Below are 25,326 nucleotides of genomic sequence, written 5' to 3'. Positions count from 1 at the left end.
AGCGCCATCGCAGCTTGCAGGAATACCGTATAGGGGTATCCTGTTCATCGGCAGAGATACCCTCGGAGGGTATCCGCGAGTTGATGGAGGAACGATGGAGACAATCGACTACCAGGTGACTGGGATGACCTGCGAGCACTGCGAGCGTGCAGTGTCCACCGAGGTCGGACAGGTGGCCGGCGTCGACAGCGTGACGGTGTCCGCGAGCGATGGCGTCCTGCACATCACCACCGGTAGCGGAGTGGACGACGCCGCGGTGCTCGCCGCAGTGGACGAGGCCGGCTACGCCGCCGTCCGCAAGTAAGAGCCAGAACCCTTCCCACCACCGCTAGGAGCCCGACGTGTCAGCACTTCCCCCTCCCGCCGCCAGCGGATCGACCCTCGAACTCGAGGTCGGCGGGATGACCTGCGCCTCGTGCGCCATGCGGATCGAGAAGAAGCTCAACCGCCTCGACGGCGTCACCGCGACCGTGAATTACGCCACGGAAAAAGCACGCGTTTCGATCCCGGCCGGCATGGACGTCGCGGCGGTCATCGAAGAGGTTGAGAAGACCGGCTACACCGCGACGCTGCCCGCCGCCGAGCCGGCTCCCTCGGAGAAGGAAAGCGACCCGGAACTGAGCGGACTGCGCAACCGCCTGATCGGCAGCGTGGCACTGTCGGTTCCGGTCATCGCGCTGGCGATGATCCCGGCTCTGCAGTTCACCTACTGGCAGTGGCTCTCGCTCACGCTCGCGGCGCCTGTCGTCGTGTGGGGTGCGTGGCCGTTCCACAAGGCGGCCTTCATCAACGCCCGCCATGGGGCGGCCACCATGGACACACTCGTGTCGATCGGCACCCTGGCCGCGTTCACCTGGTCGCTGTATGCGCTGTTCTTCGGGACGGCCGGGATGCCCGGCATGACCCACGGGTTCAGCTTCACTGCGGCTACCACGGACGGGGCGGGGAACATCTATCTCGAGGTCGCGTCCGGCGTGACCACGTTCGTGCTCGCCGGCCGTTATTTCGAGAAGCGATCGAAGCGGCAGGCCGGTGCGGCGTTACGAGCGCTGCTGGAGTTGGGTGCGAAGGATGTCGCGGTCCTGCGGGACGGACAGGAGACTCGCCTCCCGATCGAGAAGCTGCAGGTCGGTGACGAATTCGTGATTCGGCCGGGCGAGAAGATCGCCACGGACGGTGTCGTCGTCGACGGTGCGAGCGCAATCGACATGTCCCTGCTGACCGGCGAGTCCGTGCCAGACGAGGTCACCGTGGGGGATGCGGTGTCCGGTGCCACCGTCAACGCCGGCGGCCGCCTGCTCGTGCGGGCCACCCGGGTCGGCAGCGACACTCAGCTGGCCCAGATGGCCAAGCTGGTCGAGGACGCCCAGTCCGGCAAGGCCGAGGTGCAGCGCCTTGCCGATCGGATCTCCGGCATCTTCGTACCGATCGTGCTCGGAATCGCCCTCGTTACTCTCGCCGCGTGGCTGGTTACGGGCCACCCGGCCGCGGCTGCGTTCACCGCCGCGGTCGCGGTGCTGATAATCGCCTGCCCGTGCGCGCTGGGCCTTGCCACCCCGACCGCGCTTCTGGTCGGGACGGGGCGCGGCGCGCAGCTCGGCATCCTGATCAAAGGACCGGAAGTGCTCGAATCCACCCGCACCGTTGACACCATCGTGCTGGACAAGACCGGCACGGTCACCACCGGAAAGATGACCCTGGTCGACATCGTGACAGCTCCCGGGGTCGACGAGACCGAGCTCCTGGGAGTCGCCGGCGCCATCGAGGCCGCCTCCGAGCACCCCATCGCCCGAGCCATCGCCGCCGCCGCGACCGAGAGGACCGGACCGCTCCCGACCCCGGAGTCCTTCGCGAACATCGCGGGCCGCGGCGTGCAGGGCGTCGTCGACGGCCACCTCGCACTCGTCGGCCGGACCACGCTCCTCGAGGACTGGGCCATCACTCTCGACCACGCTCTCACCGCCGCGAAGAACGCTGCGGAAGCGGCCGGCCGGACGGTCGTCAGTGTGGCCTGGGACGGCCGGGCCCGCGGACTGCTCGTCGTCGCCGATGCCATCAAGCCGACCAGCCGGGAGGCGGTGGCCGCCTTCACGCAGCTCGGGCTCACCCCGATCCTGCTCACGGGCGACAACGCCACGGTCGCGCGAGACGTCGCCGATGCCGTCGGCATCGAGACGGTGATCGCCGAAGTGCTCCCCCAAGACAAGGCAGAGACCATCCGCCGGCTCCAGGCCGAGGGCAGGACAGTTGCGATGGTCGGTGACGGCGTGAACGACGCTGCCGCGCTGGCGACGGCGGACCTGGGGCTCGCGATGGGGACGGGCACCGACGTCGCCATCGAGGCGGCGGACATCACCCTCGTCCGCGGCGACCTGCGGGCCGCGGCCGATGCGGTCCGTCTCGCCCGCCGAACCCTCGGCACCATCAAGACCAACCTGTTCTGGGCGTTCGCCTACAACGTCGCCGCGATCCCTCTGGCCGCCCTGGGCCTGCTCAACCCGATGATCGCCGGAGCCGCGATGGCGTTCTCCAGCGTCTTCGTCGTCAGCAACAGCCTTCGGCTACGCGGCTTCCGCCCCCGCGGCACCGCCACCACACCAACCTTCGACACCCCCGCCCGCGTCCACGAGACCGCCTGACCACCACGAAAGGGAATACCACCATGAGCGACAGCTGCTGCAGCACTAACAGCAACCACCACGACGACGCCGCCAACATGCCAGCCGGAAGCACGAACCTCCTCGAAGGCGCGGGCGCAGACGACCTGACCGAGTGCGTCGTGATGAAGGGCAGCACCGTCAGCAAGACGAAAGCCGAGGCAGCCGGCCTCTACCGCGACTACAACGGTGAGCGGTACTGGTTCTGCTGCGCCGGTTGCGCACCCCGCTTCGACGCCGACCCCGCGGCCTACCTCGCCGCATAACCGTCACCGCCCGGTACAGGCGGACTCCAGCACATCACCAAGGTGAAGGGCTAGCACTATGACCGACCGAAACGGGCACGACCACCGCGCCCACCACGACAACATCACCAAAACCGAACCGATTCGTCAGCATCACGCCACCGACATAAGTGGCCACGAACTCGACGCAACCCAGCACGGCGGACACGATATGGCTGGACACGGGATGGCCGGGCATGCCGGCCACGGTGACCACGTGGGTCAGTTCCGGCGCCTGTTCTGGATCAACCTGATCATCGCCGTCCCGGTCGTGGCGACCTCGCAGATGTTCGCGCTGATCCTCGGTTATACCGTCCCGGGCTGGGCGCTGTGGATCGCGCCCGTGCTGGGCACTGTGATGTACGTCTGGGGCGGCTGGCCGTTCCTCAGCGGCGCCTACAGCGAGCTTAAGAGCCGCACGCCAGGGATGATGCTGCTGATCGGGCTGGCGATCACCGTTGCGTTCTTCGCCTCCTGGGGCGCCACGCTCGGACTCCTGGACCACGAGCTGGAGTTCTGGTGGGAGCTGGCCCTCCTGATCGTGATCATGCTGCTCGGGCACTGGATCGAGATGCGCTCCCTTGCACAGACCAGTTCGGCGCTCGACTCTCTCGCCGCGCTCCTCCCCGATGAGGCGGAGCGGGTCGAGGGCGACACGACCGTCAAGGTCGCCCCCTCCGATCTCGGGGTAGGCGACGTGGTGCTCATCCGGCCGGGCGGCAGCGTGCCCGCTGACGGCCGGATCGTCGACGGCCGCGCGGAGATGGATGAGTCGATGGTAACCGGCGAATCCCGCCCGGTCTCGCGCAGCGACGGCGACGCCGTCACCGCCGGAACGGTCGCAGTCGACTCCGGCCTCCGCGTCGAGGTCACCGCCGTCGGCGACGACACCGCTCTCGCCGGCATTCAACGCCTGGTCACCGAGGCGCAGAACTCCTCCTCCCGGGCGCAGCGCATCGCCGACCGTGCCGCCGCACTGCTGTTCTGGTTCGCGCTCGGCTCCGCGATCATCACCGCGATCGTCTGGACCCTCGTCGGCAGCCCCGACGATGCGGTGGTCCGTACCATCACCGTGCTCGTGATCGCCTGCCCGCACGCGCTCGGCCTCGCCATCCCCCTCGTCGTCTCCATCGCGACCGAACGCGCCGCCCGCGGAGGGGTCCTGGTCAAGGACCGTCTCGCGCTGGAGAGCATGCGAACCGTGGACACCGTCCTGTTCGACAAGACCGGTACCCTCACCAAGGGCGAGCCGACCGTCACCGCGATCGAACCCGTCGGCGGGCTGACCGAGGACGAGGTGCTCGCCCTCGCCGCCGCGGCCGAGGGGGACAGCGAGCACCCGTTGGCGACGGCCATCGTTCGCGCCGCCCGCCAGCGGGAGCTGAGCGTGCCGACCGCCACCGGGTTCTCCTCGTCGCCCGCCGTGGGCGTCACCGCGACGGTCGACGGGGCCGAGATTCGTGTGGGCGGCCCGCGCCTGCTCGAAGAAGCAGGAGCGACGGAGGTCGACGAGGCCGACTCGTGGCGCAGCGAAGGAGCGATCATTCTCCACGTGCTCCGGGACGGTACCCTCATCGGCGGTTTGAAGCTGGCCGACGAGGTACGGCCGGAATCGCGGGAGGCGGTTGAAGCGCTCCACAAGCTGGGCGTCCAGGTGGTGATGATCACCGGCGACGCCGAAGCGGTCGCGAACGCGGTCGCCGCCGAGCTCGGCATCGACCGCACCTACGCGCACGTGCGACCGGAGGACAAGTCCAGCACAGTCGCCGAACTCCAGAAGGAGGGCCGGAAGGTGGCGATGGTCGGCGACGGCGTCAACGACGCCCCCGCACTCGCCCAGGCCGACGTCGGCATCGCGATCGGCGCCGGAACCGACGTCGCCATCGCCTCCGCCGGTGTCATCCTGGCCAGTTCCGACCCGCGCAGCGTGCTCTCGGTCATCGAGCTCTCCCGTGCCAGCTACCGCAAGATGAAGCAGAACCTGTGGTGGGCGGCCGGGTACAACCTGATCTCCGTCCCCCTGGCCGCCGGCGTGCTCGCACCGGTCGGTTTCGTGCTGCCCATGTCCGTCGGTGCGATACTCATGTCGCTGTCGACCGTTGTGGTCGCCCTCAACGCCCAGCTGCTCCGCCGGCTCGACCTCGCCCCCGAGGTCAGCACCCGTACCATCCTCACCCGCTGAAGAAAGACTCCCGATGACCCAGCATTACCACACCGAATACGGCTACATCACCGACAAAGACAAGTACCTCAACCGACTCAAGCGCATCGAAGGCCAGACGCGGGGGATCTCGCGCATGGTCGACGAAGAGCAGTACTGCATCGACATCCTCACCCAGATCAGCGCCCTCACCAACGCACTGCAAGCGGTCGCCGTCGGGCTTCTCGACGACCACCTCAAGCACTGCGTCCTAGACGCTGCACGAGCCGGCGGCGACGAGGCCGACATCAAAATCAAAGAGGCGAGCGACGCCATCGCCCGCCTCGTGCGCTCCTAAGCCCTGACCCTTCCGGCACTAGCCGCCTGAGCGCCCGAGCTCGTCACGTCGCCGGATGTACTCCTCGTGATCGATCTCACCCCGGGCATACCGCTCATCGAGGATTACCCTCGCCCACGAGCTCGACGGCGGAACAGTGCCAGCGCCACCGGACGGGCCGCGCCGGGTCAACGTGACGACCAGCACGACGACCACCGCGATGATCAGCAGTGGCACGAGCAGCCACACGATCCACCAGGCCCCGGCGCCGCCCATGATCCACCCGTACATGACCGACTCCTCAGCTGACTTCTTCAACCAGGTTGGGCCTGAACCGCCCGCCCGTAGTGGGCATAAAGTCCCGTACTGATCAAACCCCCGGCGGGTATCCAGGCTGCGACGCTAACTTGGTACTCGGAAGGAGGACACATGCTCGCCGACTGCATATCGACACACACCCGCACCTGGCGCTGCCTGATCGTCCTCCTCGTCGCCGTCGCGGGAATCCTCACCGGGATGCTGGCCATGCACGTGGTCAGCACACCGATAAGCCAACCGCATGAGCTCACCATGTCTCACGCCGCGCTCGCAGCGGCCGCCCCCGGGCAGTCGAACGGGGCCGGCGCGCACTCGGCGGCGATCGCCCCGGCGAGCGCTGGCATGGGGACGACGAGCGGATGCGCTGCCGACGGCTGCGACCCGATGCACGATATGACGGCAATGGTGTGCACCCTTGCCCTACTGGCCGCAACCATCCTGCTGATCGCTCCCGGCCTGACCCGTGCACTGCTCGGCATGGGGATGCGCGCCGCCGCCGCCACCTTGATCCGGTCGGTCGCCGGCACCATCGGGTCGTCCCCACCGTCTCTTCTGGCTCTCTCCGTCGATCGCAGATGACGCACGTCGCACCCCGCGCACGCGCGGTGGTGCTTCAGCCTGCCCAGCATCAGCACATCCACACGACAAAAGAGACCAATCCAGATGAACACCAGACTGATCGCGCTCACCTCCGGCGCCCTCCTGACCGCCGCCGCATTAGTCGGCTGCACCGCCGGCTCTCCGGGGAGCGACTCCGGTATGGGAAACATGCCCGGAATGGACCACAGTAGCGCGAGCACCGACACGGCGACCTCGGACCACAACCAGGCCGACGTCACCTTCGCCATGGCCATGGTCCCCCACCACCAGCAGGCGATCGAGATGTCCGACACCCTCCTGACCAAGCAGGGTGTGGACGCCCGGGTCACTGACCTCGCCCAGAAGATCAAGGCCGCGCAGCAGCCGGAGATCGACACCATGAACGGCTGGCTCACCGCCTGGGGGCAGAAGTCCGACATGAGCGGAATGGACATGGGTGGTGACGGCATGATGTCGCAGCAGGACATGAACGCGCTCACCAAAGCGTCCGGCGCCGACGCGTCCAAGCTGTTCCTCACCCAGATGATCCAGCACCACCAAGGGGCCATCACCATGGCCACGACCGAGACCGAAAAGGGCAAAGCAACGGACGCCGTCGCACTGGCGAAGAAGATCGCCGCCGCCCAGACCGCCGAGATCGCCACCATGAAACAGCTCCTCGCCAGCCTCTGACCCCTTCCCGGTCACACCAGACGCGGGCGCCGTCACCCCCCTCATGGCGGCGCCCGCCCCTCCCCTTCGATCTCGACCCTCCCGGTCGATTGCTCTCTCTGGACATCCGATGAACACTCCGAACCTCACCCGTCGCAGCCTCCTCCTCGGCGGCGCCGGGCTCGCCACCGCCTTCGCTCTCGCCGCCTGCACCGGCGGCCCGAACCTCCTCACCGCAACAAGCGCCCCCGTCACCGCGGCCGAGAGGGCCCGACGACGCACCGGAGGAACAACCCGCGTCCAGCTCACCGCGGGCAAGACGGACATCGACCTCGCCGGGCGCACGGCCTCCACCTGGGCCTACAACGGGCAGGTCCCCGGCCCCACCATCCGAGCGACCGCGGGTAACACTATCCGAGCGCACGTGACCAACCATCTCCCGGATGACACCACGGTGCACTGGCACGGCATCGCCCTGCGGAACGACATGGACGGCGTACCCCCGATCACTCAACACGCGATCGCGCCCGGGAGCTCGTTCGACTACGAGTTCACCGCGGACACACCTGGCACCTACTGGTACCACCCACACGTCGGCCCGCAACTCGACCGCGGCCTCCAAGGCCCACTCATCGTCGAAGACCCGCACGAGCCACTCGGCTACGACCACGACTGGGTGCTCGTGCTCGACGACTGGCTCGACGGCGTCACCGCCACCCCTGACCAAGTCCTCGCCGAGCTTAAGAAGGGAATGAGCATGGGCGGAATGGGCGGGATGGGCGGCGGGATGGGCGGCGGCCAGGCCGGCGGCGCTCCCTCCCGCAACGGCAAGCTGCTCACCGGCACCACCTCCAGCCTGCTCGGCGGCGACTCCGGAGACGTCTACTACCCCTACTACCTCATCAACGGACGCCCAGCAGAAGACCCCGCCACCTTCACCGCGAAACCCGGGCAACGCGTGCGGCTGCGCATCATCAACGCCGGCGGCGACACCGCGTTCCGGTTCTCCGTCGGAGAGCACGGGCTCACCGTCACCCACACCGACGGATACCCGGTGAACCCGGTCACGGGCGACAGCATCCTCCTCGGCATGGGCGAACGCTACGACGCGATCATCACCGTCGCCGACGGCGCCTTCCCCATCGTCGCCGACGCCGTCGGCAAAGCCGCCCGCGCCTTCGCCGTCCTCCGATCCAACCCCGGAAGCCCTGCACCCACCGTGAACGGGTACACCGCCTCCGACACGTCACCGGTCACAGCGGCCGTGCTCAGCGCCCCGCCCGCCGCTGCCCTCCGACGGCGCGGAATCGACCGCCGCATCGACATTGCCCTCACCGGCGGAATGATGAAGTACGACTGGGGCATCAACGGCAAAGCCTTCGACATGAACAACCCTCTCGACGGCGCCTACGCGGTGCAGGAAGGGGAACGAGTCCAGGTCACCATCGCCAACCAGACCATGATGTGGCACCCCTTCCACATCCACGGCCACACCTTCCAGCTCGATGGCGGCCCGCGAAAGGACACCGCCATCGTGCTCCCACACCAGTCGCTCACCGTCCTCTTCGATGCAGACAACCCCGGACTCTGGATGACCCATTGCCACAACATCTACCACGCCGAATCCGGGATGATGGCCGTCCTTGGCTACGAACAGAACTGAGTCAACGGGGAACAGAACGCGCGGTTCCGCATAGCTGTGGACTCATGGCCGATGGATTGATACACATCGTTTGGTTTGAGTCAAAGTGTCTCGGCGGGGAGTATTCTGACCTCATGCCCAAGTTGTGGAGCGAGACAGTGACCGAGCACCGGTCCGCGGTGTTGGATGCGATCCTGGATGCGACCGCGCAACTGGTGCATCGAGATGGTGTCGCCGGCCTGACCATGACAGCGCTGGCGGAGGCGAGCGGCGTGGGGCGGGCGACTTTGTATCGGTACGTTCCGGACGTCGGGTCGGCTCTGACCGCCTGGCAACAGCGCGAGGTGGCGAACCACCTCCAGCGCTTGCGAACGATCGCCGCAGACAGCGCTCCGGCCGACCGACTCGAGAACGTGTTAATGGGGTATGCGCGCTTACGCAGTCATCGACACGGGGATCACGGGGCCCTCCACGACGCCGCTCGCCTGGCTCCCGCCGAAGGCGAAGTTCGCGAACTACTGGCCGACATCATCGAAGAGGCTGCCCACGACGGCCGTGCTCGCACCGACCTTCAGCCGGCCATGCTCGCCGCATACGCAACCGGAGCCTTGGGGGCGGCAGCGATGCTCCCCGAGCCCTCCGCCGCGACGCGACTGACCGCCCTCGTCCTCGAAAGTATCCGCGGAGTCGATGGACATCCACACGGCGCGGACTCATCTGGCGCCCTTCCCGGACCGGTAGGCGGCCACCAGTGGAATCACTGACGCGCGCGAGCACCTAAGACAGCAGCGTCCAGCGGACTCCGCCTCGGACAGCAGTCGAGCGGGCCCGAACCTGCGGCAAGCTCGTCACGTACTGATCCCCGCCGAGGTCTCACGAAAGATCTCGACGGCTTCTCGGATCGCGTAGTACACGATCACCAGAGTCGCTACCGAGTCGGCCCACCACCACCCCAGCACGGTGTTCAGGAAGACGCCGACAAGGACGGCGCAGGCCAGTAGACCGTCAATCATGGTTACGCTGCCCTCCTTCTGCAGCACCGGATTACCCAGAGCTCGACCGGTACGCGCTTTGAGTGCGGCGAGGATGAACATTGTGGCGGCGGTGATCCCGGTCCATATGATGCCCCCGACACTGCCGTCCGGTCGGTGACCGCCGACCAGGGCCACGACCGTTTGCACAAGGAGGTAGCCGGCGAGGCCTACGAAGGCGGCGCCGATAAGCCGCAGGGCGATCCTCTGCCGGTGCTCGCCGGTTCCCGAAAGCTCCCAAATCACGACCGTGCTCGCCCCGATCTCGACCAATGAGTCAAGACCGAAGCCGGCGAGAGCGACGGAGGCGGACGACAAGGCGAGGACCGCGAGCACCATGACGCCTACGGCGTTCCACCCCAACGTGATCCACTCCAGCGTGAACCCTGCACGCAACAGGGCACGCCGGTCGGGAGCGAGATCGGTCATCGTCAGCGCCCTTCCGCGCGAGAATGCATGGTCGAGTGAAGTCGACTCAGAGGTCGACGACCTCGAACTCGAGCAGGTCGGCGCCGGTTGCGACCGGGTTGGATCCGCCGTGAGTCATCCCGGCCTGTCCTCCCCGCCATGCCTGGTACGCCTCTTCGCTGGCCCAGATGCTGACGACGAAGTAGCGATCCTCCCCCTTGACCGGGCGCAGCAGCTGGAACGACTCGAAACCGATGTGCTGGTCGACATCGTGCGTGCTGCCGGCGAACCGGGCTTCCATGTCGGCCCCTCGACCTTCGGGGACGTGAATGGCATTGATCTTGACAACGGACATGCGTGTTGTTCCTTTCAGTGGGGCGGGCGGACTATCAGTGGTCGGCGGCGATCGGTGTGACGACGAAGTCGTCGAGGTTGCGCAGCTCACTGCGCACGTGGTTGGTCGCGTGCTCGGCCACATGGGTGGCGTCGTGGAGGGTTTCGGCGCCGGTGGTGATCACGGCGGAGCCCAGGAGGCGGTGCCCGGACCAGCGCAGCTTCACGATCCGGACGCCGGTAACGCCGTCCGTTGTCCCGAGCATGCGCTCGACTCGGTCGAGGAGGTCCGGATCGACGGCATCCATCAGCCGCGCGCCGACCGATTTCACCGTGCCCCACAGCAGCACCAGGATCGAGATGGAGATCAGCAGGCCGATGATCGGGTCGGCCAGGGGGAACCCCAGCATCACGCCGGTCGCACCGAGCACGACCGACAGCGACGTGATCCCGTCCAGCCGCGCATGCACACCATCGGCTACCAAAGCGGCCGAGCCGATCCTCCGACCCACCCGGATGCGGTAAATCGCGACCAGTTCGTTTCCGGCGAAGCCGATCACACCGGCGACGACCAGCCACCAGGCGTTCTCCACTGGCCGCGGGTGCACGAACCGGTCGATCGCCTCCCACCCGGCCACCACCGCAGAGAGGGCGACCACGAAGACGATGAACAGGCCGGCGAGATCCTCGGCGCGGCCATAGCCGAAGGTGTAGCGACGAGTGGCCGCTCGACGGCCAAGAACGAACGCGATCCACAACGGCACCGCCGTGAGCGCATCCGCGAAGTTGTGGATCGTGTCCGCCAGCAGCGCCACAGAGCCGGTGACCCACACCAGGATCAACTGCAGCAGCGTCGTGCCCAGCAGGATGAACATCGACACCTTGACGGCGGTCACACCGGCCTTGCTCGCCTCCAGCGCGTCATCGACCGCATCAGCGGAATCGTGTGTGTGCGGGACGAAAAGGTCGTAGAGGAACCCCTTCACCCCACCGTGAGGGTGCGAATGCTCGCCGTGATCATGCGAGTGACCGTGATCGTGCGACTGACCGTGACCGTGGTCATGCTCCAGGTCCTCGTTGTGAGGATGAGCGTGATTTGTGCCGTCGTGAACGTGGGGGTGGCTGTGATCGTCGTGAGAGTGTGTGTGGGTTCCGCTCATGCTGACGCCCCCTCCGTGGCCGCCGCCGCAGCATGGTGATGCCGGGGAGTTCCTCCAAGGGAGTGCTCGGCCTGCAAGATCGCATCGGACACCAGCCGGCTCGCGTGCTCGTTCTCCAGCCGATAGAACACGCGCTGCCCGTCCTGCCGGGTCGCCACGATGCGCGCCAGCCGCAGCTTCGCCAGATGCTGAGACACCGCCGACGGCTGCTTGTCGAGAATGTCGGCCAAGTGGTTCACCGACAGCTCGCCCGCATCCTTCAACGCCAGGACGATCCGCACCCGCGTCGCATCCGCCAGCATCCCGAAGACCTCCACCGCCAGCTCGACGAACTGGCTATCGGGAAGGCGACCGCATATCGGCTTGTCTGCATCCATACGCAGATAATACACGCCGTGCCAACGGGAACGATAAGAGGACGGGGACGGGCGAGTGGCGCGACACGATCCTCGTCGAGCTGCGCCGTTGAGAAGGCCGTCACAAGAGAGGGGCTCACCGGTCGCGCGACCGTGTGAACTCTCGCAGGTCCTGGCGACCTCGCCACGGGGACTTGCCGGGCCCTCGTCAGGAGCCGTCCCCTAGGGTCGGGAGCGTGAGTGGGCACGACGCGCAGCCGCGAACCGATGCGACGACGAAGCCGTCTCGGCGTAGAGCACTCAACGACATCGGCTGAATCCGAGGAGTTCCCCGTGTACGCGCTCAGCATCCCCAGCCCGCCCTCACAATGGGCGCAATTCCAGCTCGGACCGCTCACCGTGCACGCCTACGCGCTGTGCATCCTCAGCGGCATCATCGCAGCCTCCCTCATCACCGCGCACCGACTCGGCCGCCGCGGCGTCGACCGCGGAATCGTGCTCGATGTCGTCCTCTGGGCCGTGCCGCTCGGCATCGTCTGCGCCCGCTTCTACCACGTGTTCACCCACGTCGGCGACTACTTCTACCCGGGCGCGAACCTTTGGAACGTCTTTGCCATCTGGGACGGCGGCAACGCGCTCTACGGGTCGCTCCTCGGCGGAGCTCTCGGTGTGTACATCGCCTGCCGCCGCGCCGGTCTTCGGTTCTGGGCCTTCGCCGATGCTCTGGCGCCCGCTCTTCTCGTCGCCCAGTCACTCGGCCGGTTCGGCAACTACTTCAACCACGAACTGTTCGGCCTTCCGACCACCCTCCCGTGGGGCCTGCAGATCGAAGCCACCAATCCCAAGTTCCCCGCCGGAATGCCGCCCGGCACACTGTTCCACCCACTCTTCCTGTACGAGATCATCTGGAACCTCGTGGGTGTCGCCCTGATCCTGTTCCTCGAGCGGCGATTCCGCCTTCAGTGGGGTCGCGTGCTCGCGCTCTACCTCATCTGGTACGGACTCGGCCGCAGCTGGCTCGAAGCGATCCGCATCGACCCCACCAGCGACGGGTGGCTGGGAATCCCCGCAAACGTCTGGGCCTCCTTCGCCGCTGTCGCCGTCGGAATCACGCTGTTCATCGTCCAGACCCGTCGACACCCCGGCGCCGAACCCTCGCCGTATCTGCGGTCGGCACTCACCGACCTGAAACCCCAGACGGCCGAACCGGCGGCCGTCGACGCTTCGCGGGGCTGACCGGTAGCCGCCCGCCGAGGGACCGCTGCGCCGAGGGGGATAGCGTGGGCGGGTGCGGAGACTGAGGCGTTCGTGGACATTGCAGGCCTGAGGCTGCTGGTGGCGGTCGCCCGGACGGGCAGCATCTCCTCCGCGGCCCGCGAAGCCGGCGTCACACAACAGGCGGCCTCGATGCGGCTCGCCGCGCTGGAACTGGATCTGGGAGCTGCTCTGCTCGTTCGCAGCACTCGGGGCGCGCATCCGACCGAGACCGGCGCCCTCATCGTGGAGTGGGCCGCCGACCTCCTGGACGCCACGGAACGGTTCGACGCCTCCATCGCCTCCCTGCGCCAGACGACGGACGACACGCTGCGGATCGCGGCCAGCATGACGATCGCGGAGCATCTCGCACCGCGCTGGCTCACGGCGCTGAGTACCGGTGGGCGTGGGCCGCGCATCGAGCTGACGGCCGCGAACAGCGAAGCGGTCCTCCTGGCCGTCCGCAACGCGGCTGCGACGATCGGGTTCATCGAGACGCCCGATGTGCCCACCGATCTGGGCACTGTGGAGTTCGCGTCGGATGAGCTGGTCGCCGTCGTCGGACGCACCCATCCGTGGGCGCGGCGGCCCCGCGGCATCTCAGCGGAGGAGCTCGCCCGCACTCCTCTGGTCTCCCGCGAACGCGGCTCGGGCACCCGTCTCGCAGTGGAGCGCGCCCTGACGGACACCGGTCATCCGCCGGTTCGCCCGGCGCTGGAGCTCTCCTCCACCAGTGCGATCCGCGCGACCGCTGCGGCGGGCGGCCACCCAGCCGTGCTGAGCATCCTGGCCGTGCGCGAGCAGATCGCCGCCGGGACCCTCGTCAAAGTCCCGATCCGGCAGCTGCGCATCACCCGGCCGCTGACCGCGGTGTGGCGACGCAGCGGGTCGGGCGTGCCCGCGAGCGCACGTCCCCTGCTCGAGGTCGTGCACGCGATCTCGTGACGGCGGTCAGAGCTGCCCAGTAATGGCGAGCACCCCCAAACTGGTGACGCTGACGAGTGTCGACAGCACGGCGCCCAGCAGCAGCGGCCGCCAGCCGGCGCGGCGAATCGCCCCGAAGTCGGTCGACAAACCGATGCCCCCGAGCGCCACCGCTACCAGGAACACGCTCGCCGTCACGAGCCCTTCGTGCAGGTCGGTGGGAACCGCGATGAGCGTATTGGCCGTGGCGACGACGAGGAATCCCACGAGGAACCACGGGACGAGACCGATCACCCGCCGCACGGTCAGCGGAGCACCGGCGTTCGCCCGCCGATGCTCGACCACGGCGAGCGTGATGCTGATCGGGACGATCATGAGCGTGCGCACGAGCTTGACGACGACGGCGAAGCCGAGCGCCGAGGTCGCGAACAGACTCGCGACGGCGACCACCGAGCTGGTGTCGTTCACCGCAGTGCCCGCGAACAGCCCGAACGCATGGGTGCTCATCCCCAGCGCATGCCCGATGAGAGGGAACACCAGCACGGCGACCGCATTGAACAGGAAGATTGTCGAGACCGCGTAGGCGATCTCCGAACTCGCGGCGCCGATGATGGGGGAGATCGCCGCGATCGCCGACGCGCCGCAGATTCCCGTCCCAACACCGATCAGGGTGCGTTCCCGGCGCGGAATGCGTAGAGCCCGGCCGACGCCCCATGCGGCGAGGAGGCACACGGCCAGCGTGGAGAGCATCACGGGGAGGGACTGCACACCCACTACGAGCACGCTCGACAACGAGAGCTGGACACCGAGCAGGACGACGGCGAGCTGGAGCACGAACTTCCCGGAGAAGCCGATTCCCGGCACGAATCGGCCGCCCGGCCGGCGGACGACGCTCACCGCGACTCCGATGACGAGGGCCGGGAGGGCGCTGCCGACCGCTGGCACGACGCGCGAGACACCGGTGGCGGCCAGCGCGATCAGAACCGTCAGGACGACACCGGGCGCGACCTCGGCTCCCCGCGCAGCGATCCTTCTCGGCAGAGTCCGGACGGGAGAGAATTCCATGCTTCGACCGTGACGGATCTGCCCGAAACGGACTAGATCGAGCCCCTTGTGGCGTCACAAGCAACGCTTGTGACGCCCCCTCATCACACCGATCTGACCGGTACCGGCACCGCCACCGACGTGCCGGCCACCCAGGTGCGGTAACCCCCATCCAGGTTGACGACGTCGAAGCCGTGCTGGTCGAGGATCCGCGCGGCGGTGTGACCTCGCTGGCCCACCTGGCAATGCACCACGATCGGGCCGGCCAGCAGCTCGCCCAGCCGGTCGCGCAGCTCGTCGACCGGGATGTTCACAGCGCCCGGGATCGAGCCGGCCGCGTGCTCACCGGCCGTGCGCACATCGACAAGGGTGGCGCCCGCGCCCAGCGCAGCGCCGAGCTCGTGCCACTGCAGGGAGCGGGTGGTACCACTGCGGAGGTTGTCGGCGACGTAACCGAGCTGGTTGATCGGATCCTTCGCCGACCCGAATTGAGGTGCATACGCCAACTCGAGACGCATCAGACCGGAGGCGGTGATCCCGCCCGCCATGGCGACCGCGATCACGTCGATCCGCTTATCGACACCCTCGCCGCCGACGATCTGCGCACCCAGGATCGCATCCGTCGCCGGGTCCACGAGCAGCTTCATCGACATGGACTGGGCACCCGGGTAGTAGGTGGCGTGCGAGGCAGGATGCGTGTGGATGACTCGGTGCGCCCGCCCAGCAGCGGCGAGCTGCCGCTCCCCCCAGCCCACCTTCGCCGCCACAGCGTCGAAGACCTTCACGATCGCGGTGCCGAGGGCGGGCGTGTTCTGCTCCTCGCGGCCCGCGATGACGTCGGCGACGGAGCGGCCGTGCCGGTTGGCGAGCCCGGCCATGGTGACGAGGGTCTCTGCGCCGCTGAGCGCATCCACCTTCTCGACGCCATCGCCGACGGCGAAGATGTGCTCGACGCTGGTGCGGTTGCGGCCATCGACGGCGATGCCGCCCGTCGGCCCCAGCCACAGCCCGGCCGAGCGAGCGAGGTCGACGCGCGGCACCACGCCGGAGGCGTCGACGATGAAATCGGGGCGGAGGCTCGTGCCATCGTCGAGCAGCACCGTACCCGCCTCGACCGCGTCGATCGTGACGGAGGTGCGCACGTCGACGCCGTGACTGCGCAGCTGCGCCGCCAACGGAGCCACCATCTCCGGATCCAATGGCGTGAGGATCTGCGCCGACCGTTGGATGAGGGTCACGTGGATGCCGCGCCGCACCAGGTTCTCGACGGCCTCAAGGCCGATGAAGCCGGCGCCGACGACGAGGGCAGAAGGGTTGTCCGCTGCCGCGTCCACCAGCACGCCGATCGCGTCGACATCCTCTACCGTGCGCAGGGTGTGCGTCGGGATGCCGGGATGCCCCGCGGCCTCCCGTGCAGACGCTCCGACGGCGAGGATCAGCTCGTCATAGCTCTCGATCATTGTCTCGCCCCCGGCGAGGTCGAACACCGAGACAGTGTGCGCGACCGGATCGATCGCGAGGACCTCGTGGCCGGTTCGCACATCGAGCCGGAACCGGGCAGCCAACGACTGCGGGGTCTCCAGAAGGAGTGATGACCGATCGGTGATTACTCCGCCGACGTAATAGGGCAGCCCGCAGTTCGCATACGAGACGTACGGGCCGCGCTCGAACACCACGATCTCCGCAGTCTCGTCGAGCCGGCGCAATCGCGTCGCGGCAGACATTCCTCCGGCGACTCCGCCGACAATCACGATCTTCATCCTGCGCACCTCCCGAGGGCGGTTTGGTTATACCCTCCCCGGTATCGTACTATACGGAGGGGGGTATACAGAACCACCCCTACCGGACCCGAGAAAGAGAGTTCCAGCCCATGTGCTACCCCGCCACCTGCAAAGTCTGCGGCAAGACGACCTGGAGCGGCTGCGGTCAGCACGTCGCCGACGTGCGCCGGCGCGTGCCCGCAAACCAGTGGTGCAACGGCAACCACACCGACGCCGAGAAGGCCGCCGCCGCCAGTGGCGGGTTCTTCGGCCGGCTCTTCGGACGCGGCTGACCGTGAGCACCGTCACCCTCTCCGCCGACACACTCAAAGGCGAGATCGAGCAGAACGACATCGTCCTGATCGACTTCTGGGCGGCCTGGTGCGGCCCCTGCCGCATGTTCGGCCCCGTCTTCGAGACCGCGTCCGAACAGCACCCGGACATCGTGTTCGGCAAAGTCGACACCGAGGCCGAGCAGGAACTCGCCGCGGCCGCCGGGATCACCTCGATCCCCACCCTCATGGCTTTCCGCGACGGGGTCCTCGTGTTCTCACAGCCCGGAGCCCTCGCCGCTCGGGACCTCGAGGATCTGATCGGCCAGATCCGCGCCATCGATCCGGCTGCGCTCACCGCCGCCAAGGCCCGCACCTGAGCCGAAGAGATACCCTGGCGGGTACCCGCGACGCCCCCTCGGCGCCATCGAGAAAGTAGAACATACCGTGGCCACTACCACCGCCGCCGACATCAAGCCCGTCCTCAATCGGCTCCGCCGCGCGCAGGGCCAGCTCAACGCCGTCATCGCCGCCGTCGAGAACGGCGGCAAATGCCGCGACGTCGTCATCCAGCTCGCCGCAGTCTCGAGTGCCCTCGACAAGGCCGGCTTCCAGATCATCTCCACCGCCATGCAGAAATGCATCACCGACCCCGACGACGACTCCGACCCGATGACGGTCGAAGAGCTCCAGAAGCTCTTCATGACTCTCGCGTGAACGACGTGGCCGACGCCGCAATCCCTGGGGTGGTCGTTCACCTCGACGAAGACGACCCCGCCAAGCACGCCGCCGTCCTCAGGAACGCCAGCAACCTCATCGACGCCCTCGGAGCCGGAACAGACGTAGAACTCGTCGTCCACGGGCCAGGGATCAACATTCTTCTGCCCGACAGCCCGCACCGCGAAACCGTCCGCACGCTCCAACACCGCGGACTCACCGTCGACGCATGCCAGAACACCCTCCGAAGCGAGGCCATCGACCCGGAGCATCTCGTTCCGGATGCCGTTATCGTCCCTTCCGGAATCGCCCATCTGGTGATCCGACAAGGCGAAGGCTGGGCATACGTGAGACCGTGATGGCGAGGGGCGTGCCCCCTCGGGTTATCTCGTAAGGTAAGCCCGATGGAGAACACGACAGCGCGTCTATTCCGCGCCCTGCTGGGGCTCGTCATCTGCGTCGTGGGCGCGGGAATCGCTGTCATCGCGATCATCCTCACCGTGGAGTACGCCTGGGGATGGATCTTCCTCGTTGGGCCAGTCGCGCTGGTTCTCGCGGTGCTCTTCATCCGGTGGGGAACTCGCCTCATTTCGCATTAGGGCGTCGCGCACCCGGACCAGAGCGGGAGACCGAGCGGCTCTGCCAATCCGACATCGTGAGCACAATGTGCTGCACGCACAGCCACCCAATCTTCCCGGCCAGCGAGAAGAGGACCTTGAAGTCGAAGAACCCCGCCGGCCAGGACATCGACACGGTCCGCCGACCTTGACCTCATCCCGGGAGGAGTCAGCGGCCTGATCAACTCGCTCACCATCCAGATTCCACAGGGCTGGATCGGACGCCTTCGGCGTGCTGACTTCCTTGGTCTTCTCTCCGATCCGGCAGCCGACCATAGCCAGCTCCGGCGGCTCCAGGCCCGGTCGTCGCTATTTGCAGACTCCGCTCGCTCCGCTCGCTGCGCTCACTCCGCTTAGCAACCGCTGCCTCCGGGCATTCCGCTGCCTCCACCCGCTATCGATCTTTTGTGCCGGAACGGCCAGAAGAACGATGAGGGAGTTCGAGATCATGAGCGGCAAAGTCATCATCCGGAGCGCGAAGGCGCGACAGGCAGAAGCGGAGGCACTCCACGCGTCGATCGCAGAGCAGGTCCAACAACTCGCCGAGAGCGGCCAGTGGCGGGCGTTCCTTGAGTTCGCCCGCTCCTTCCACAACTACAGCCTGAACAACCTCCTCCTGATTCTCTCCCAGAACCCCAACGCGACCATCGTCGCCGGCTTCCGACAGTGGCAGACCAAGGGACGACAAGTTCGCAAAGGCGAGAAGGCGATCAAGATCTTCGGCTACCGCGAGAGGAAGGCCAGCCGCGACGACGACACAGACGAGACCGAAGGTGAACAACGAGTGGTGCGCTACTTCCCCACCCTTTCCGTGTTCGACATTGCACAGACCGACCCAATCGAAGAAGCCGAACCCCTCCCCCAGAACCCAACCCGCCGCCTAACCGGCCACGACGACCACGGCGTCATCGCTCCCCTGACCACGCACCTCCAAGCCAACGGATGGAGTGTCCAACGCGCACCTCTCTTGAACGCGAGCGGGTACACGGATCCCGGACTGCACCGGGTGACCCTGGCGGAAAACCTGGCGATGGAGCACGCGGCCAAGACACTCATTCACGAGACCGCGCATATCGAGCTGCGCCACGTCGAGGATCTCGACGAGTACCGCGCCCACCGGGGGCGGATGGAGGTGGAAGCCGAATCGGTCGCCTACATCGTCGCGGGCCTGGTCCGGGTTCGATACCAGCGCGTACAGCATCGGCTACATAACGGGCTGGGCCGGCGAGGACACGGCCCTCGTTCGAGACACGGCCGCGCGAGTACTAAAGGCAGCGCACACGATTTCGGCGGTCGTGGAAAAGCCTCACTAGGCCGTCAGCCGCAGCGCTTCGCCGTCGGGGAACCGAACCGCGTTGAAGCGGCTCGAAGAACAGAGCGGGCGAGACGTGGTGAAAAAGACGCCAAGCGAAGAAACGGGAACAACAAGAGGAGGACGCAGATCGGGAGAACCCAAATACAACTGATCTTCCCCCGGTTCCTCGGACAGTTTGATGCCTCGTGTCAGGCAGCCAGGGTGACTGTCGTCGGGACGATTTTCTCGTAGTCGGCCGGGGAGTGGTAGCCCAACGCGGAGTGCCGGCGGCGGGGGTTGTACCAGGCTTCGATCCAGGAGAACATCGCCGTCCCCAGCTGCCGTCTGGTGTCCCAGCTGCGGGTGTCGAGGAGTTCGATCTGCATGCCGGACCAGAACGATTCCATCATCGCGCTGTCGTAGCAGTCGCCAACCGAGCCCATCGAGGCGAGCAGGCCGGCTTCGTGGACGCGGGAGGTGAAGGCCCAGGAGGTGTATTGGGAACCGTGGTCGGAGTGCATGATCGCCCCGCGGACCCCGAACCGTCTCCAGCGGGCCATCTGCAGTGCGTCGACCACCAGCTCTGCGGTCATCCGTGATCCGATCGACCAGCCGATCGCTAGACGTGAATAGGCGTCCAGGACGACGGCGCAGTAGACCTTGCCCTCACCGGTGTGGTGCTCAGTAATGTCACCCAGCCAGAGCCGGTTCGGGCCGGGAACGTGGAAGTTGCGGTTGACCCGGTCCTCACTGGTGGCCGGGTTGGCCCGGAAGCGGAACTTGCGTTTGACGGCGCCGGCCCAGCCGCGCTCGCGCATGATCCGCTCCACCCGTTTCCGGCCGATCGCAAAGCCGTGGCCCATCCGGAGTTCGGCGTGCATCCTGGGCGAGCCGTAGGTGTGGAAGAACGCGCCCTTCTCCGACCTGAGCCGGGCGATCACCGCGGCGATCTCTTCATCCCGGGCTTTGCGGGCGCAGACACGGTGCTTGGCCCAGTCGTAGTAGCCGGAACGGGAGACCCCCAACAGCCGGCTGACCGTCGCGACTTTGAACCGGTGAGGGTCCTCAGCCGTCAGCTCCTCGATCAGTCGGAAAGATGTTTTGGGAGCACGTTCTCCTTCGCGAAATACGCAGCAGCGCGTTTCAAGATCTCGTTCTCCGTCTCCAGGCGGCGCACCTCCCTACGGAGTCGGACCAGCTCGGCCTGCTCATCCGCATCCAGCACCGGCACCACCCCCGAGGCCTTCTCGGCCTCCGCCTTCGCGAAATCATCGTCAGCGACCCACCGGGACAGAGCCGAGTTCGAAACGCCGAGCTCGCGGGCAACCTGCGACAACGGGCGGTCGCTGACCCTGACCAACTCGATCGCACGAACCCGGAACTCCCGAGGAAACCGTCTAGCCATAAGGACCCACCTCCCGAGCCAACAAGCCCGATGATAAGTGTCCGAACAAACGGGGGAACACCAAACGGCCCAGGCTAGAACCGACGGAGCAAGAAGGAAATGGACGGCAAAGAGCGAATGCACGCAGGCACTTAAGTGGAACGGCCCGAGCCAGCCGCGGTTCCAAAGGGCTCCCGCGTCAACACGGTTGCCTCCATGTCCCTGGCGTTCGACGCCGAGCGATCCGCATTGCGCAACCCTGATCCCGGTGCACAACGGTGTCTACTTGCGACTGTGCAAATGGCGATGCAGGGTGTCTGAGTACTGGCCCCGCGTCGTAACCCGAGACGATGACGGGGCCACATTCATGGCAGCATGCCGATGGTCGAGGACGCCGCAGGCGGCGCCGCACTCATGAGGTTTGAGGGCCTTTCCGCCGCTCGATCGTAGCTCGCTCCCGGTCCTCCGTGCCGGGCTTTCGCGGCATATGCTCACTCCGCTCCGCTATTCCACAGACCCGGCGCTGCGCACCTCCCCCTCGCTCTCGATCACTCGCCGGAAAGGCGCTCAAAACGATCGACCTGGGGAGTGAGTGGGATGCGGGTATTCATCATCGACACCAGCAACATGGCACCGGAACTGCAGGGCGGACTCATCGGTGTGGAAGGGAGCTCTAACCCAGACGCATCGGAGAAGCGGGAATGCATCGAGACCGTCAGCCACTACGTGATGGACGAGTGGGCGATCGCCGCTGATCCGTCCACGCCGGTCGGATGGCTCGCCGCCGTCACTGCGGAGACGGCATGCGTGCCCTTCGTCAACCTCACCCGTCTCGCTTCACCTGAACCCGCACTGAAGTCCGCACACGCCTGAGCCACGACTGCCGATTCGGCCACGCTGCCGTGCGTTGGCGTGTTGCGGAGGCCGCCTATTAGGCCTGGCATCCGGTCGCGATGCGAGCGGTTTCTGCGAATTTCGGATTTGCGCGTCAAAACCGGCTGGGAAACACAACGTGTAGGTATGAGGGCACCGGTTTCGAGGACCGCACCGCGGCGCAGTTCGCCGTTGGCTGCTGCGGGAAGTCTCGCCGAGCTCACAGCAGAAGTGGCCAGCACTTCCCTTGTGCACTACTGCCGCGGCGCGATCGAACACGCTGAGCTGCAGTCGTCTCAGTCTCGCGTCGGTGGTCGGGCGGACGATGATCCCATGGTCTCTGGACACGGCTCACGACAAGGAGAAACGGCCCGATTCCGGTGAATTTCTGGCGGGTTTCGGACATTTGGGCTGTTTGCGCGCCAAAACCGGCTTGGAACCGGAAGTTCTAAGTAGAAGGAGTTTTTTCGACAAGACAACACTGTCCAGTTTCGAGAAGCCCCAGACGAGGTAAGCGGGAGGTGAGCGCAGGTGCGAGGCGGAGTAGCCAGATGGAAGCGGGGACAGTCCTCCCACGGAGTCAAGCAAGCGGTCAACTACGCCTTCAACGGTGTCTGTGATGCCACCCTCACTGCTAAGACCGGCGACGGGGTGATCGTCGCCGCCGGCTACGCCGACGCGGTCATGACCCGGTACATCGGGGAGAACGGTGCCATCCGCGACGACCTCCTCACCCGCAACCAACTCAAGGACTGGGTCGACGGTCTCGACCCGCTCACCGGGGACCGCCGCGGCCGTGACCTCGAGTCCCCAGTCGCCGACTTGGTGCTGGATGCGACGATCAACGCGCCCAAGTCGTTCTCGATCGCCGCCATGCTCGACCCCGACCTCGCCGCCGCCTACGAAGACCTCCAAGATCGGCTCCGCGACCGGATCATCAAGCTCTGGCAAACGGAGCTCAACGCCCGCCGCGGCAAAGGCGGCGCCATCCGCGAAGACCTGGCCCGGATCGAGGTCGTCGAACTCCGGCATGAGCGCTCCCGATCGTTGGATCCGCACAAGCACCGCCATCTCTGGCTTAATGTCAAAGTCCAAGGCGTCGACGGCAAGTGGTCCAATATCGACACTCGCGTGGCGTTGCGGTTTCAGAACGTGATCAACGCCGAAGGCGACCTCGCCACCCGCACCGACCCCACTTGGATCACCGCCCTCGCCGCGAAAGGCTTCACCCTCAACGAAGACGGGGAAATCGCCCAACTGCAGCACCTGGTGCGACCGTTGTCGAAGCGGTCCGCTCAGATCGAAGCCAACAAGATCGTCCGCACGGCGTGGTGGAAGCAACAGCACCCCGGACAGGAACCGTCGCACGATGTGTCGAACCAGATCGACCGTTGGGCGTGGGCCGCCGGCCGACCCAACAAGCCCGATGATCTGGACGAAAACGATTGGGCGGAGCTGATCCATCATGAGCTGACGACGGCTGACCCGACGCTGGGTCAGGAGCGCGTCCCCGCGCCCAATGCTGAGGTCTCGATCGAGGACCTGGACTTGGACCTTCTAGCGGCCAGAGCAATCGTTGACGCGGATGCCCGGTCAACCGGCACGGGTGGGCGTTTCAGCGACATGGACATCCGAGCCGGTGCCATTCGCGCGGTGGCAGCCTCGGGCGTTCTGGCGGAGCGCGGTGGGATTGCATCAACTGTTGATGCGATAGCCGAAGCTGCCGCTCGGACCTACACGGTGACATTGCTGAACGAGCCAGAGCCGCCAAAGCACGTCAAGCACCGGATGGCAACCGCGACAGTCATCGTGAAGACCACTCTCGCGAACCGGATCGACGCGATGGCGGAACCAGGAGATGCCGTCTCGACCGGCGAGATCACGGCGATAGCCCACGCGCTCGACCCGGAGCGTGTCCTCGATGGCGACCAGACCGACGGTGCTGCCGCACTCGCCGGTAGAGCCTCGATCGTCTCCATCACCGGCGCGGCGGGAACGGGCAAGACCACCATGCTCAAGGTCGCCGGTGCCGCCCTGCGTCGGCGAGGTCGCAACATGATCATCGTCGCTCCCACCAAGAAGGCCTCCACCGTCGCCGGACGAGAAACAAACAGCAGCGCCTCCTCCCTCCACCAACTCCTCTACGACTACGGATGGCGCTGGACGACGAGCTCCTCCGGCAGCACCGAGTGGACGCAACTGCTCCCCGGCTCGGTCGACGCCACGACAGGTGCCGAGTATCGCGGTCCTCGAATCCCGATACGGCCGGGCGACCGGATCGTTGTCGACGAAGCCGGCATGCTCGACCTCGAAGCGGCCAACGCCCTACTCGATATCATCGAACGCACCCGGGCAACCATCGCCGTCGTCGGCGACGACTACCAAGCCCTCCCCGTGGGACACTCCGGCGCCATGGCGTTGTTCCGATCCGCATCATTCGCCGAAGTCGAACTCTCGAACATCCACCGGTTCCGCGACCCCGACTGGGCCGACCTCACCTTGCGACTCCGCGACGCCGACGGCGCGGAAGAAGGACAGCGGATCGCTGCGGAACTGATCGACAGCGGGCACGTGACGTCCGTCACCACCGAGGTTGAAGCATGGCAAAGAATGGTCGATGGCTGGTTCGACGCCGCCCAGCACGGGCAGAAGATCGCCCTCGTCACCGCCACCCATGCCGAAGCGCAGCAAATCAACGACAGCATCCAGATGCAACGCATCGCGTCCGGTGCGCTAAGCGCCAAGCGCCAGGTCCTTGGTCAGTCCGACCAGCCATGTTTCGTGGGCGATGTCGTGCAGACTCGACGCAACGACAGCACCTCTGGAGTGGAAAACCGTCAAACCTGGACCATCAAGAGCATCACCAAAGACCACGTGCTCCTGGCCAGCCTCACCGACTCGTCTCACCTGAGGAAAATCACGCATGAGTACGCGGGCTCGCACTTGCACCTCGGTTACGCGAGCACCGTGTACGGCGTCCAAGGAGAGACCACTGAGCGATCCATCGTGGGCCCCGGCGTCGACGCGGCTGGCCTTTACGTCGGTCTCACCCGCGGCAGAGGGGGAAACGAAGCCATTGTCATCGCAGGAACGAAACGTGCCGCAATCAGCGAATTGGCTGACACCATGCTGCGACAGCCGCGAGAAGAGACTCTCGGGAAGTCCCGGATCGCCGCCCGCCGCGAACTCGCCCGCGCATCCCGAACCGATCCGACGCGAGTTTCGGCCTCGGCTGAAGTCCCCTCGCGGTCAATGAGCTTCTAACGCGGG

At 66.6% G+C, this 25,326-nt stretch carries 28 protein-coding genes; 19 read left to right on the top strand and 9 right to left on the bottom strand.

Translation table 11 applies throughout. The features are described 5' to 3' along the window. Positions 1–94 precede the first annotated feature (94 nt). The 5 genes from P3F85_RS00240 (at position 95) to P3F85_RS00220 (ending at position 5,439) form a co-directional block, all read left to right on the top strand. Positions 95–304 carry a heavy-metal-associated domain-containing protein gene (locus tag P3F85_RS00240; RefSeq protein WP_374009261.1) on the top strand — a complete coding sequence of 70 codons (210 nt, stop codon included), beginning with the start codon at positions 95–97 and terminating at the stop codon, positions 302–304. Positions 305–401: 97 nt separating this feature from the next. Beyond that, a complete protein-coding gene (locus P3F85_RS00235; protein ID WP_374010969.1) occupies positions 402–2,639 on the top strand; it encodes a heavy metal translocating P-type ATPase in 2,238 nt (745 codons plus the stop codon). Positions 2,640–2,662: 23 nt separating this feature from the next. Then, complete coding sequence (locus tag P3F85_RS00230) at positions 2,663–2,923, top strand: YHS domain-containing protein (protein WP_374009260.1); 261 nt, start codon at positions 2,663–2,665, stop codon at positions 2,921–2,923. Positions 2,924–2,981: 58 nt separating this feature from the next. Next, positions 2,982–5,123 carry a heavy metal translocating P-type ATPase gene (locus P3F85_RS00225; protein WP_374009259.1) on the top strand — a complete coding sequence of 714 codons (2,142 nt, stop codon included), beginning with the start codon at positions 2,982–2,984 and terminating at the stop codon, positions 5,121–5,123. A 13-nt stretch (positions 5,124–5,136) separates the two neighbouring features. Continuing rightward, on the top strand, positions 5,137–5,439 hold the full coding sequence (locus tag P3F85_RS00220; RefSeq protein ID WP_374009258.1) for a metal-sensitive transcriptional regulator: 303 nt from the start codon (positions 5,137–5,139) through the stop codon (positions 5,437–5,439). 18 nt (positions 5,440–5,457) lie between these two features. On the opposite strand, the gene P3F85_RS00215 is transcribed toward P3F85_RS00220, so the two are convergent. After that, positions 5,458–5,709, bottom strand: a complete 252-nt coding sequence (locus P3F85_RS00215) for an SHOCT domain-containing protein (protein ID WP_374009257.1) — start codon at positions 5,707–5,709, stop codon at positions 5,458–5,460. A gap of 138 nt (positions 5,710–5,847) precedes the next feature. Here P3F85_RS00215 and P3F85_RS00210 point away from each other — a divergent pair, with 138 nt between their 5' ends. From P3F85_RS00210 to P3F85_RS00195, 4 genes are all read left to right on the top strand, one after another. Then, entirely contained in the window at positions 5,848–6,315 is a 468-nt protein-coding gene (locus P3F85_RS00210) for a hypothetical protein (RefSeq protein WP_374009256.1), read from the top strand. A gap of 84 nt (positions 6,316–6,399) precedes the next feature. Continuing rightward, positions 6,400–7,008: a DUF305 domain-containing protein gene (locus tag P3F85_RS00205; protein ID WP_374009255.1), complete on the top strand. Its 609-nt coding sequence runs from the start codon at positions 6,400–6,402 to the stop codon at positions 7,006–7,008. Positions 7,009–7,117: 109 nt separating this feature from the next. After that, entirely contained in the window at positions 7,118–8,650 is a 1,533-nt protein-coding gene (locus P3F85_RS00200; RefSeq protein ID WP_374009254.1) for a multicopper oxidase family protein, read from the top strand. Positions 8,651–8,763: 113 nt separating this feature from the next. Further along, positions 8,764–9,393 carry a TetR/AcrR family transcriptional regulator gene (locus P3F85_RS00195; RefSeq protein WP_374009253.1) on the top strand — a complete coding sequence of 210 codons (630 nt, stop codon included), beginning with the start codon at positions 8,764–8,766 and terminating at the stop codon, positions 9,391–9,393. 84 nt (positions 9,394–9,477) lie between these two features. Here P3F85_RS00195 and P3F85_RS00190 read toward each other — a convergent pair whose 3' ends face one another. The 4 genes from P3F85_RS00190 to P3F85_RS00175 all read right to left on the bottom strand — a co-directional run bounded on the left by P3F85_RS00190 (position 9,478) and on the right by P3F85_RS00175 (position 11,938). Continuing rightward, complete coding sequence (locus tag P3F85_RS00190; RefSeq protein WP_374009252.1) at positions 9,478–10,089, bottom strand: cation transporter; 612 nt, start codon at positions 10,087–10,089, stop codon at positions 9,478–9,480. Between the two features lie 46 nt (positions 10,090–10,135). Continuing rightward, positions 10,136–10,423, bottom strand: coding sequence for an antibiotic biosynthesis monooxygenase (locus P3F85_RS00185; RefSeq protein ID WP_374009251.1), 288 nt, complete (start codon positions 10,421–10,423; stop codon positions 10,136–10,138). Between the two features lie 34 nt (positions 10,424–10,457). Next, entirely contained in the window at positions 10,458–11,387 is a 930-nt protein-coding gene (locus tag P3F85_RS00180; RefSeq protein WP_374009250.1) for a cation diffusion facilitator family transporter, read from the bottom strand. A 170-nt stretch (positions 11,388–11,557) separates the two neighbouring features. Further along, positions 11,558–11,938 carry an ArsR/SmtB family transcription factor gene (locus tag P3F85_RS00175; protein ID WP_374009249.1) on the bottom strand — a complete coding sequence of 127 codons (381 nt, stop codon included), beginning with the start codon at positions 11,936–11,938 and terminating at the stop codon, positions 11,558–11,560. Positions 11,939–12,250: 312 nt separating this feature from the next. Here P3F85_RS00175 and lgt point away from each other — a divergent pair, with 312 nt between their 5' ends. Next, entirely contained in the window at positions 12,251–13,153 is a 903-nt protein-coding gene (lgt, locus tag P3F85_RS00170) for a prolipoprotein diacylglyceryl transferase (protein WP_374009248.1), read from the top strand. A 72-nt stretch (positions 13,154–13,225) separates the two neighbouring features. Next, a complete protein-coding gene (locus P3F85_RS00165; RefSeq protein ID WP_374009247.1) occupies positions 13,226–14,116 on the top strand; it encodes a LysR family transcriptional regulator in 891 nt (296 codons plus the stop codon). 6 nt (positions 14,117–14,122) lie between these two features. Here the strand turns inward: P3F85_RS00165 and P3F85_RS00160 are convergent, their stop codons facing one another. Together P3F85_RS00160 and P3F85_RS00155 are read right to left on the bottom strand one after the other, a co-directional pair. Further along, positions 14,123–15,160 (bottom strand): YeiH family protein, encoded by a 1,038-nt coding sequence (locus P3F85_RS00160; RefSeq protein WP_374009246.1) that lies wholly within the window; start codon positions 15,158–15,160, stop codon positions 14,123–14,125. Between the two features lie 83 nt (positions 15,161–15,243). Beyond that, on the bottom strand, positions 15,244–16,899 hold the full coding sequence (locus P3F85_RS00155) for an FAD-dependent oxidoreductase (protein WP_374009245.1): 1,656 nt from the start codon (positions 16,897–16,899) through the stop codon (positions 15,244–15,246). 110 nt (positions 16,900–17,009) lie between these two features. Between P3F85_RS00155 and P3F85_RS00150 the strand changes: the two genes are divergently transcribed. The 6 genes from P3F85_RS00150 (at position 17,010) to P3F85_RS00125 (ending at position 20,051) form a co-directional block, all read left to right on the top strand. Next, a complete protein-coding gene (locus tag P3F85_RS00150) occupies positions 17,010–17,192 on the top strand; it encodes a hypothetical protein (RefSeq protein WP_374009244.1) in 183 nt (60 codons plus the stop codon). A gap of 2 nt (positions 17,193–17,194) precedes the next feature. Further along, a complete protein-coding gene (gene trxA / locus P3F85_RS00145; RefSeq protein WP_374009243.1) occupies positions 17,195–17,551 on the top strand; it encodes a thioredoxin in 357 nt (118 codons plus the stop codon). A 67-nt stretch (positions 17,552–17,618) separates the two neighbouring features. Beyond that, the gene (locus P3F85_RS00140) at positions 17,619–17,888 is read left to right on the top strand and encodes a metal-sensitive transcriptional regulator (RefSeq protein WP_064110164.1); all 270 of its coding nucleotides are present in this window, start codon (positions 17,619–17,621) and stop codon (positions 17,886–17,888) included. Further along, positions 17,885–18,247 carry a DsrE family protein gene (locus P3F85_RS00135; protein WP_374009242.1) on the top strand — a complete coding sequence of 121 codons (363 nt, stop codon included), beginning with the start codon at positions 17,885–17,887 and terminating at the stop codon, positions 18,245–18,247. Before P3F85_RS00140 ends, P3F85_RS00135 begins: the two co-directional genes overlap by 4 nt. A gap of 45 nt (positions 18,248–18,292) precedes the next feature. Then, the gene (locus P3F85_RS00130; RefSeq protein ID WP_374009241.1) at positions 18,293–18,487 is read left to right on the top strand and encodes a hypothetical protein; all 195 of its coding nucleotides are present in this window, start codon (positions 18,293–18,295) and stop codon (positions 18,485–18,487) included. 466 nt (positions 18,488–18,953) lie between these two features. Continuing rightward, positions 18,954–20,051 carry an ArdC-like ssDNA-binding domain-containing protein gene (locus P3F85_RS00125; protein WP_374009240.1) on the top strand — a complete coding sequence of 366 codons (1,098 nt, stop codon included), beginning with the start codon at positions 18,954–18,956 and terminating at the stop codon, positions 20,049–20,051. Here P3F85_RS00125 and P3F85_RS00120 read toward each other — a convergent pair. Then, positions 20,009–20,875 carry an IS3 family transposase gene (locus tag P3F85_RS00120; RefSeq protein WP_374010968.1) on the bottom strand — a complete coding sequence of 289 codons (867 nt, stop codon included), beginning with the start codon at positions 20,873–20,875 and terminating at the stop codon, positions 20,009–20,011. The genes P3F85_RS00125 and P3F85_RS00120 overlap by 43 nt on opposite strands. An 8-nt stretch (positions 20,876–20,883) precedes the next feature. Then, positions 20,884–21,204, bottom strand: a complete 321-nt coding sequence (locus P3F85_RS00115; RefSeq protein ID WP_374009239.1) for a transposase — start codon at positions 21,202–21,204, stop codon at positions 20,884–20,886. A 576-nt stretch (positions 21,205–21,780) separates the two neighbouring features. Here P3F85_RS00115 and P3F85_RS00110 point away from each other — a divergent pair. Next, positions 21,781–22,056, top strand: a complete 276-nt coding sequence (locus tag P3F85_RS00110) for a hypothetical protein (protein WP_374009238.1) — start codon at positions 21,781–21,783, stop codon at positions 22,054–22,056. Between the two features lie 651 nt (positions 22,057–22,707). Beyond that, positions 22,708–25,320 (top strand): AAA family ATPase, encoded by a 2,613-nt coding sequence (locus P3F85_RS00105; protein WP_374009237.1) that lies wholly within the window; start codon positions 22,708–22,710, stop codon positions 25,318–25,320. The last annotated feature ends 6 nt before the right edge of the window (positions 25,321–25,326 follow it).

Source organism: Leifsonia sp. T36S-04, assembly GCF_042465655.1.
Taxonomy (GTDB): Bacteria; Actinomycetota; Actinomycetes; order Actinomycetales; family Microbacteriaceae; genus Leifsonia.
This window is presented reverse-complemented; position numbering and strand designations above follow the sequence as displayed.

What these genes read in the sequence shown, in the direction of transcription:
- P3F85_RS00225 (WP_374009259.1), top strand. Translation starts at nt 2,982, where the DNA reads ATGACCGACCGAAACGGGCACGACCACCGCGCCCACCACGACAACATC.
- P3F85_RS00215 (WP_374009257.1), bottom strand. Translation starts at nt 5,709, where the DNA reads ATGTACGGGTGGATCATGGGCGGCGCCGGGGCCTGGTGGATCGTGTGG.
- P3F85_RS00205 (WP_374009255.1), top strand. Translation starts at nt 6,400, where the DNA reads ATGAACACCAGACTGATCGCGCTCACCTCCGGCGCCCTCCTGACCGCC.
- P3F85_RS00190 (WP_374009252.1), bottom strand. Translation starts at nt 10,089, where the DNA reads ATGACCGATCTCGCTCCCGACCGGCGTGCCCTGTTGCGTGCAGGGTTC.
- P3F85_RS00175 (WP_374009249.1), bottom strand. Translation starts at nt 11,938, where the DNA reads ATGGATGCAGACAAGCCGATATGCGGTCGCCTTCCCGATAGCCAGTTC.
- P3F85_RS00125 (WP_374009240.1), top strand. Translation starts at nt 18,954, where the DNA reads ATGAGCGGCAAAGTCATCATCCGGAGCGCGAAGGCGCGACAGGCAGAA.
- P3F85_RS00240 (WP_374009261.1), top strand. Translation starts at nt 95, where the DNA reads ATGGAGACAATCGACTACCAGGTGACTGGGATGACCTGCGAGCACTGC.
- P3F85_RS00200 (WP_374009254.1), top strand. Translation starts at nt 7,118, where the DNA reads ATGAACACTCCGAACCTCACCCGTCGCAGCCTCCTCCTCGGCGGCGCC.
- P3F85_RS00195 (WP_374009253.1), top strand. Translation starts at nt 8,764, where the DNA reads ATGCCCAAGTTGTGGAGCGAGACAGTGACCGAGCACCGGTCCGCGGTG.
- P3F85_RS00185 (WP_374009251.1), bottom strand. Translation starts at nt 10,423, where the DNA reads ATGTCCGTTGTCAAGATCAATGCCATTCACGTCCCCGAAGGTCGAGGG.
- P3F85_RS00230 (WP_374009260.1), top strand. Translation starts at nt 2,663, where the DNA reads ATGAGCGACAGCTGCTGCAGCACTAACAGCAACCACCACGACGACGCC.
- P3F85_RS00235 (WP_374010969.1), top strand. Translation starts at nt 402, where the DNA reads ATGACCTGCGCCTCGTGCGCCATGCGGATCGAGAAGAAGCTCAACCGC.
- P3F85_RS00110 (WP_374009238.1), top strand. Translation starts at nt 21,781, where the DNA reads ATGCGGGTATTCATCATCGACACCAGCAACATGGCACCGGAACTGCAG.
- P3F85_RS00210 (WP_374009256.1), top strand. Translation starts at nt 5,848, where the DNA reads ATGCTCGCCGACTGCATATCGACACACACCCGCACCTGGCGCTGCCTG.
- P3F85_RS00160 (WP_374009246.1), bottom strand. Translation starts at nt 15,160, where the DNA reads ATGGAATTCTCTCCCGTCCGGACTCTGCCGAGAAGGATCGCTGCGCGG.
- P3F85_RS00150 (WP_374009244.1), top strand. Translation starts at nt 17,010, where the DNA reads ATGTGCTACCCCGCCACCTGCAAAGTCTGCGGCAAGACGACCTGGAGC.
- P3F85_RS00130 (WP_374009241.1), top strand. Translation starts at nt 18,293, where the DNA reads ATGGAGAACACGACAGCGCGTCTATTCCGCGCCCTGCTGGGGCTCGTC.
- P3F85_RS00155 (WP_374009245.1), bottom strand. Translation starts at nt 16,899, where the DNA reads ATGAAGATCGTGATTGTCGGCGGAGTCGCCGGAGGAATGTCTGCCGCG.
- P3F85_RS00115 (WP_374009239.1), bottom strand. Translation starts at nt 21,204, where the DNA reads ATGGCTAGACGGTTTCCTCGGGAGTTCCGGGTTCGTGCGATCGAGTTG.
- P3F85_RS00220 (WP_374009258.1), top strand. Translation starts at nt 5,137, where the DNA reads ATGACCCAGCATTACCACACCGAATACGGCTACATCACCGACAAAGAC.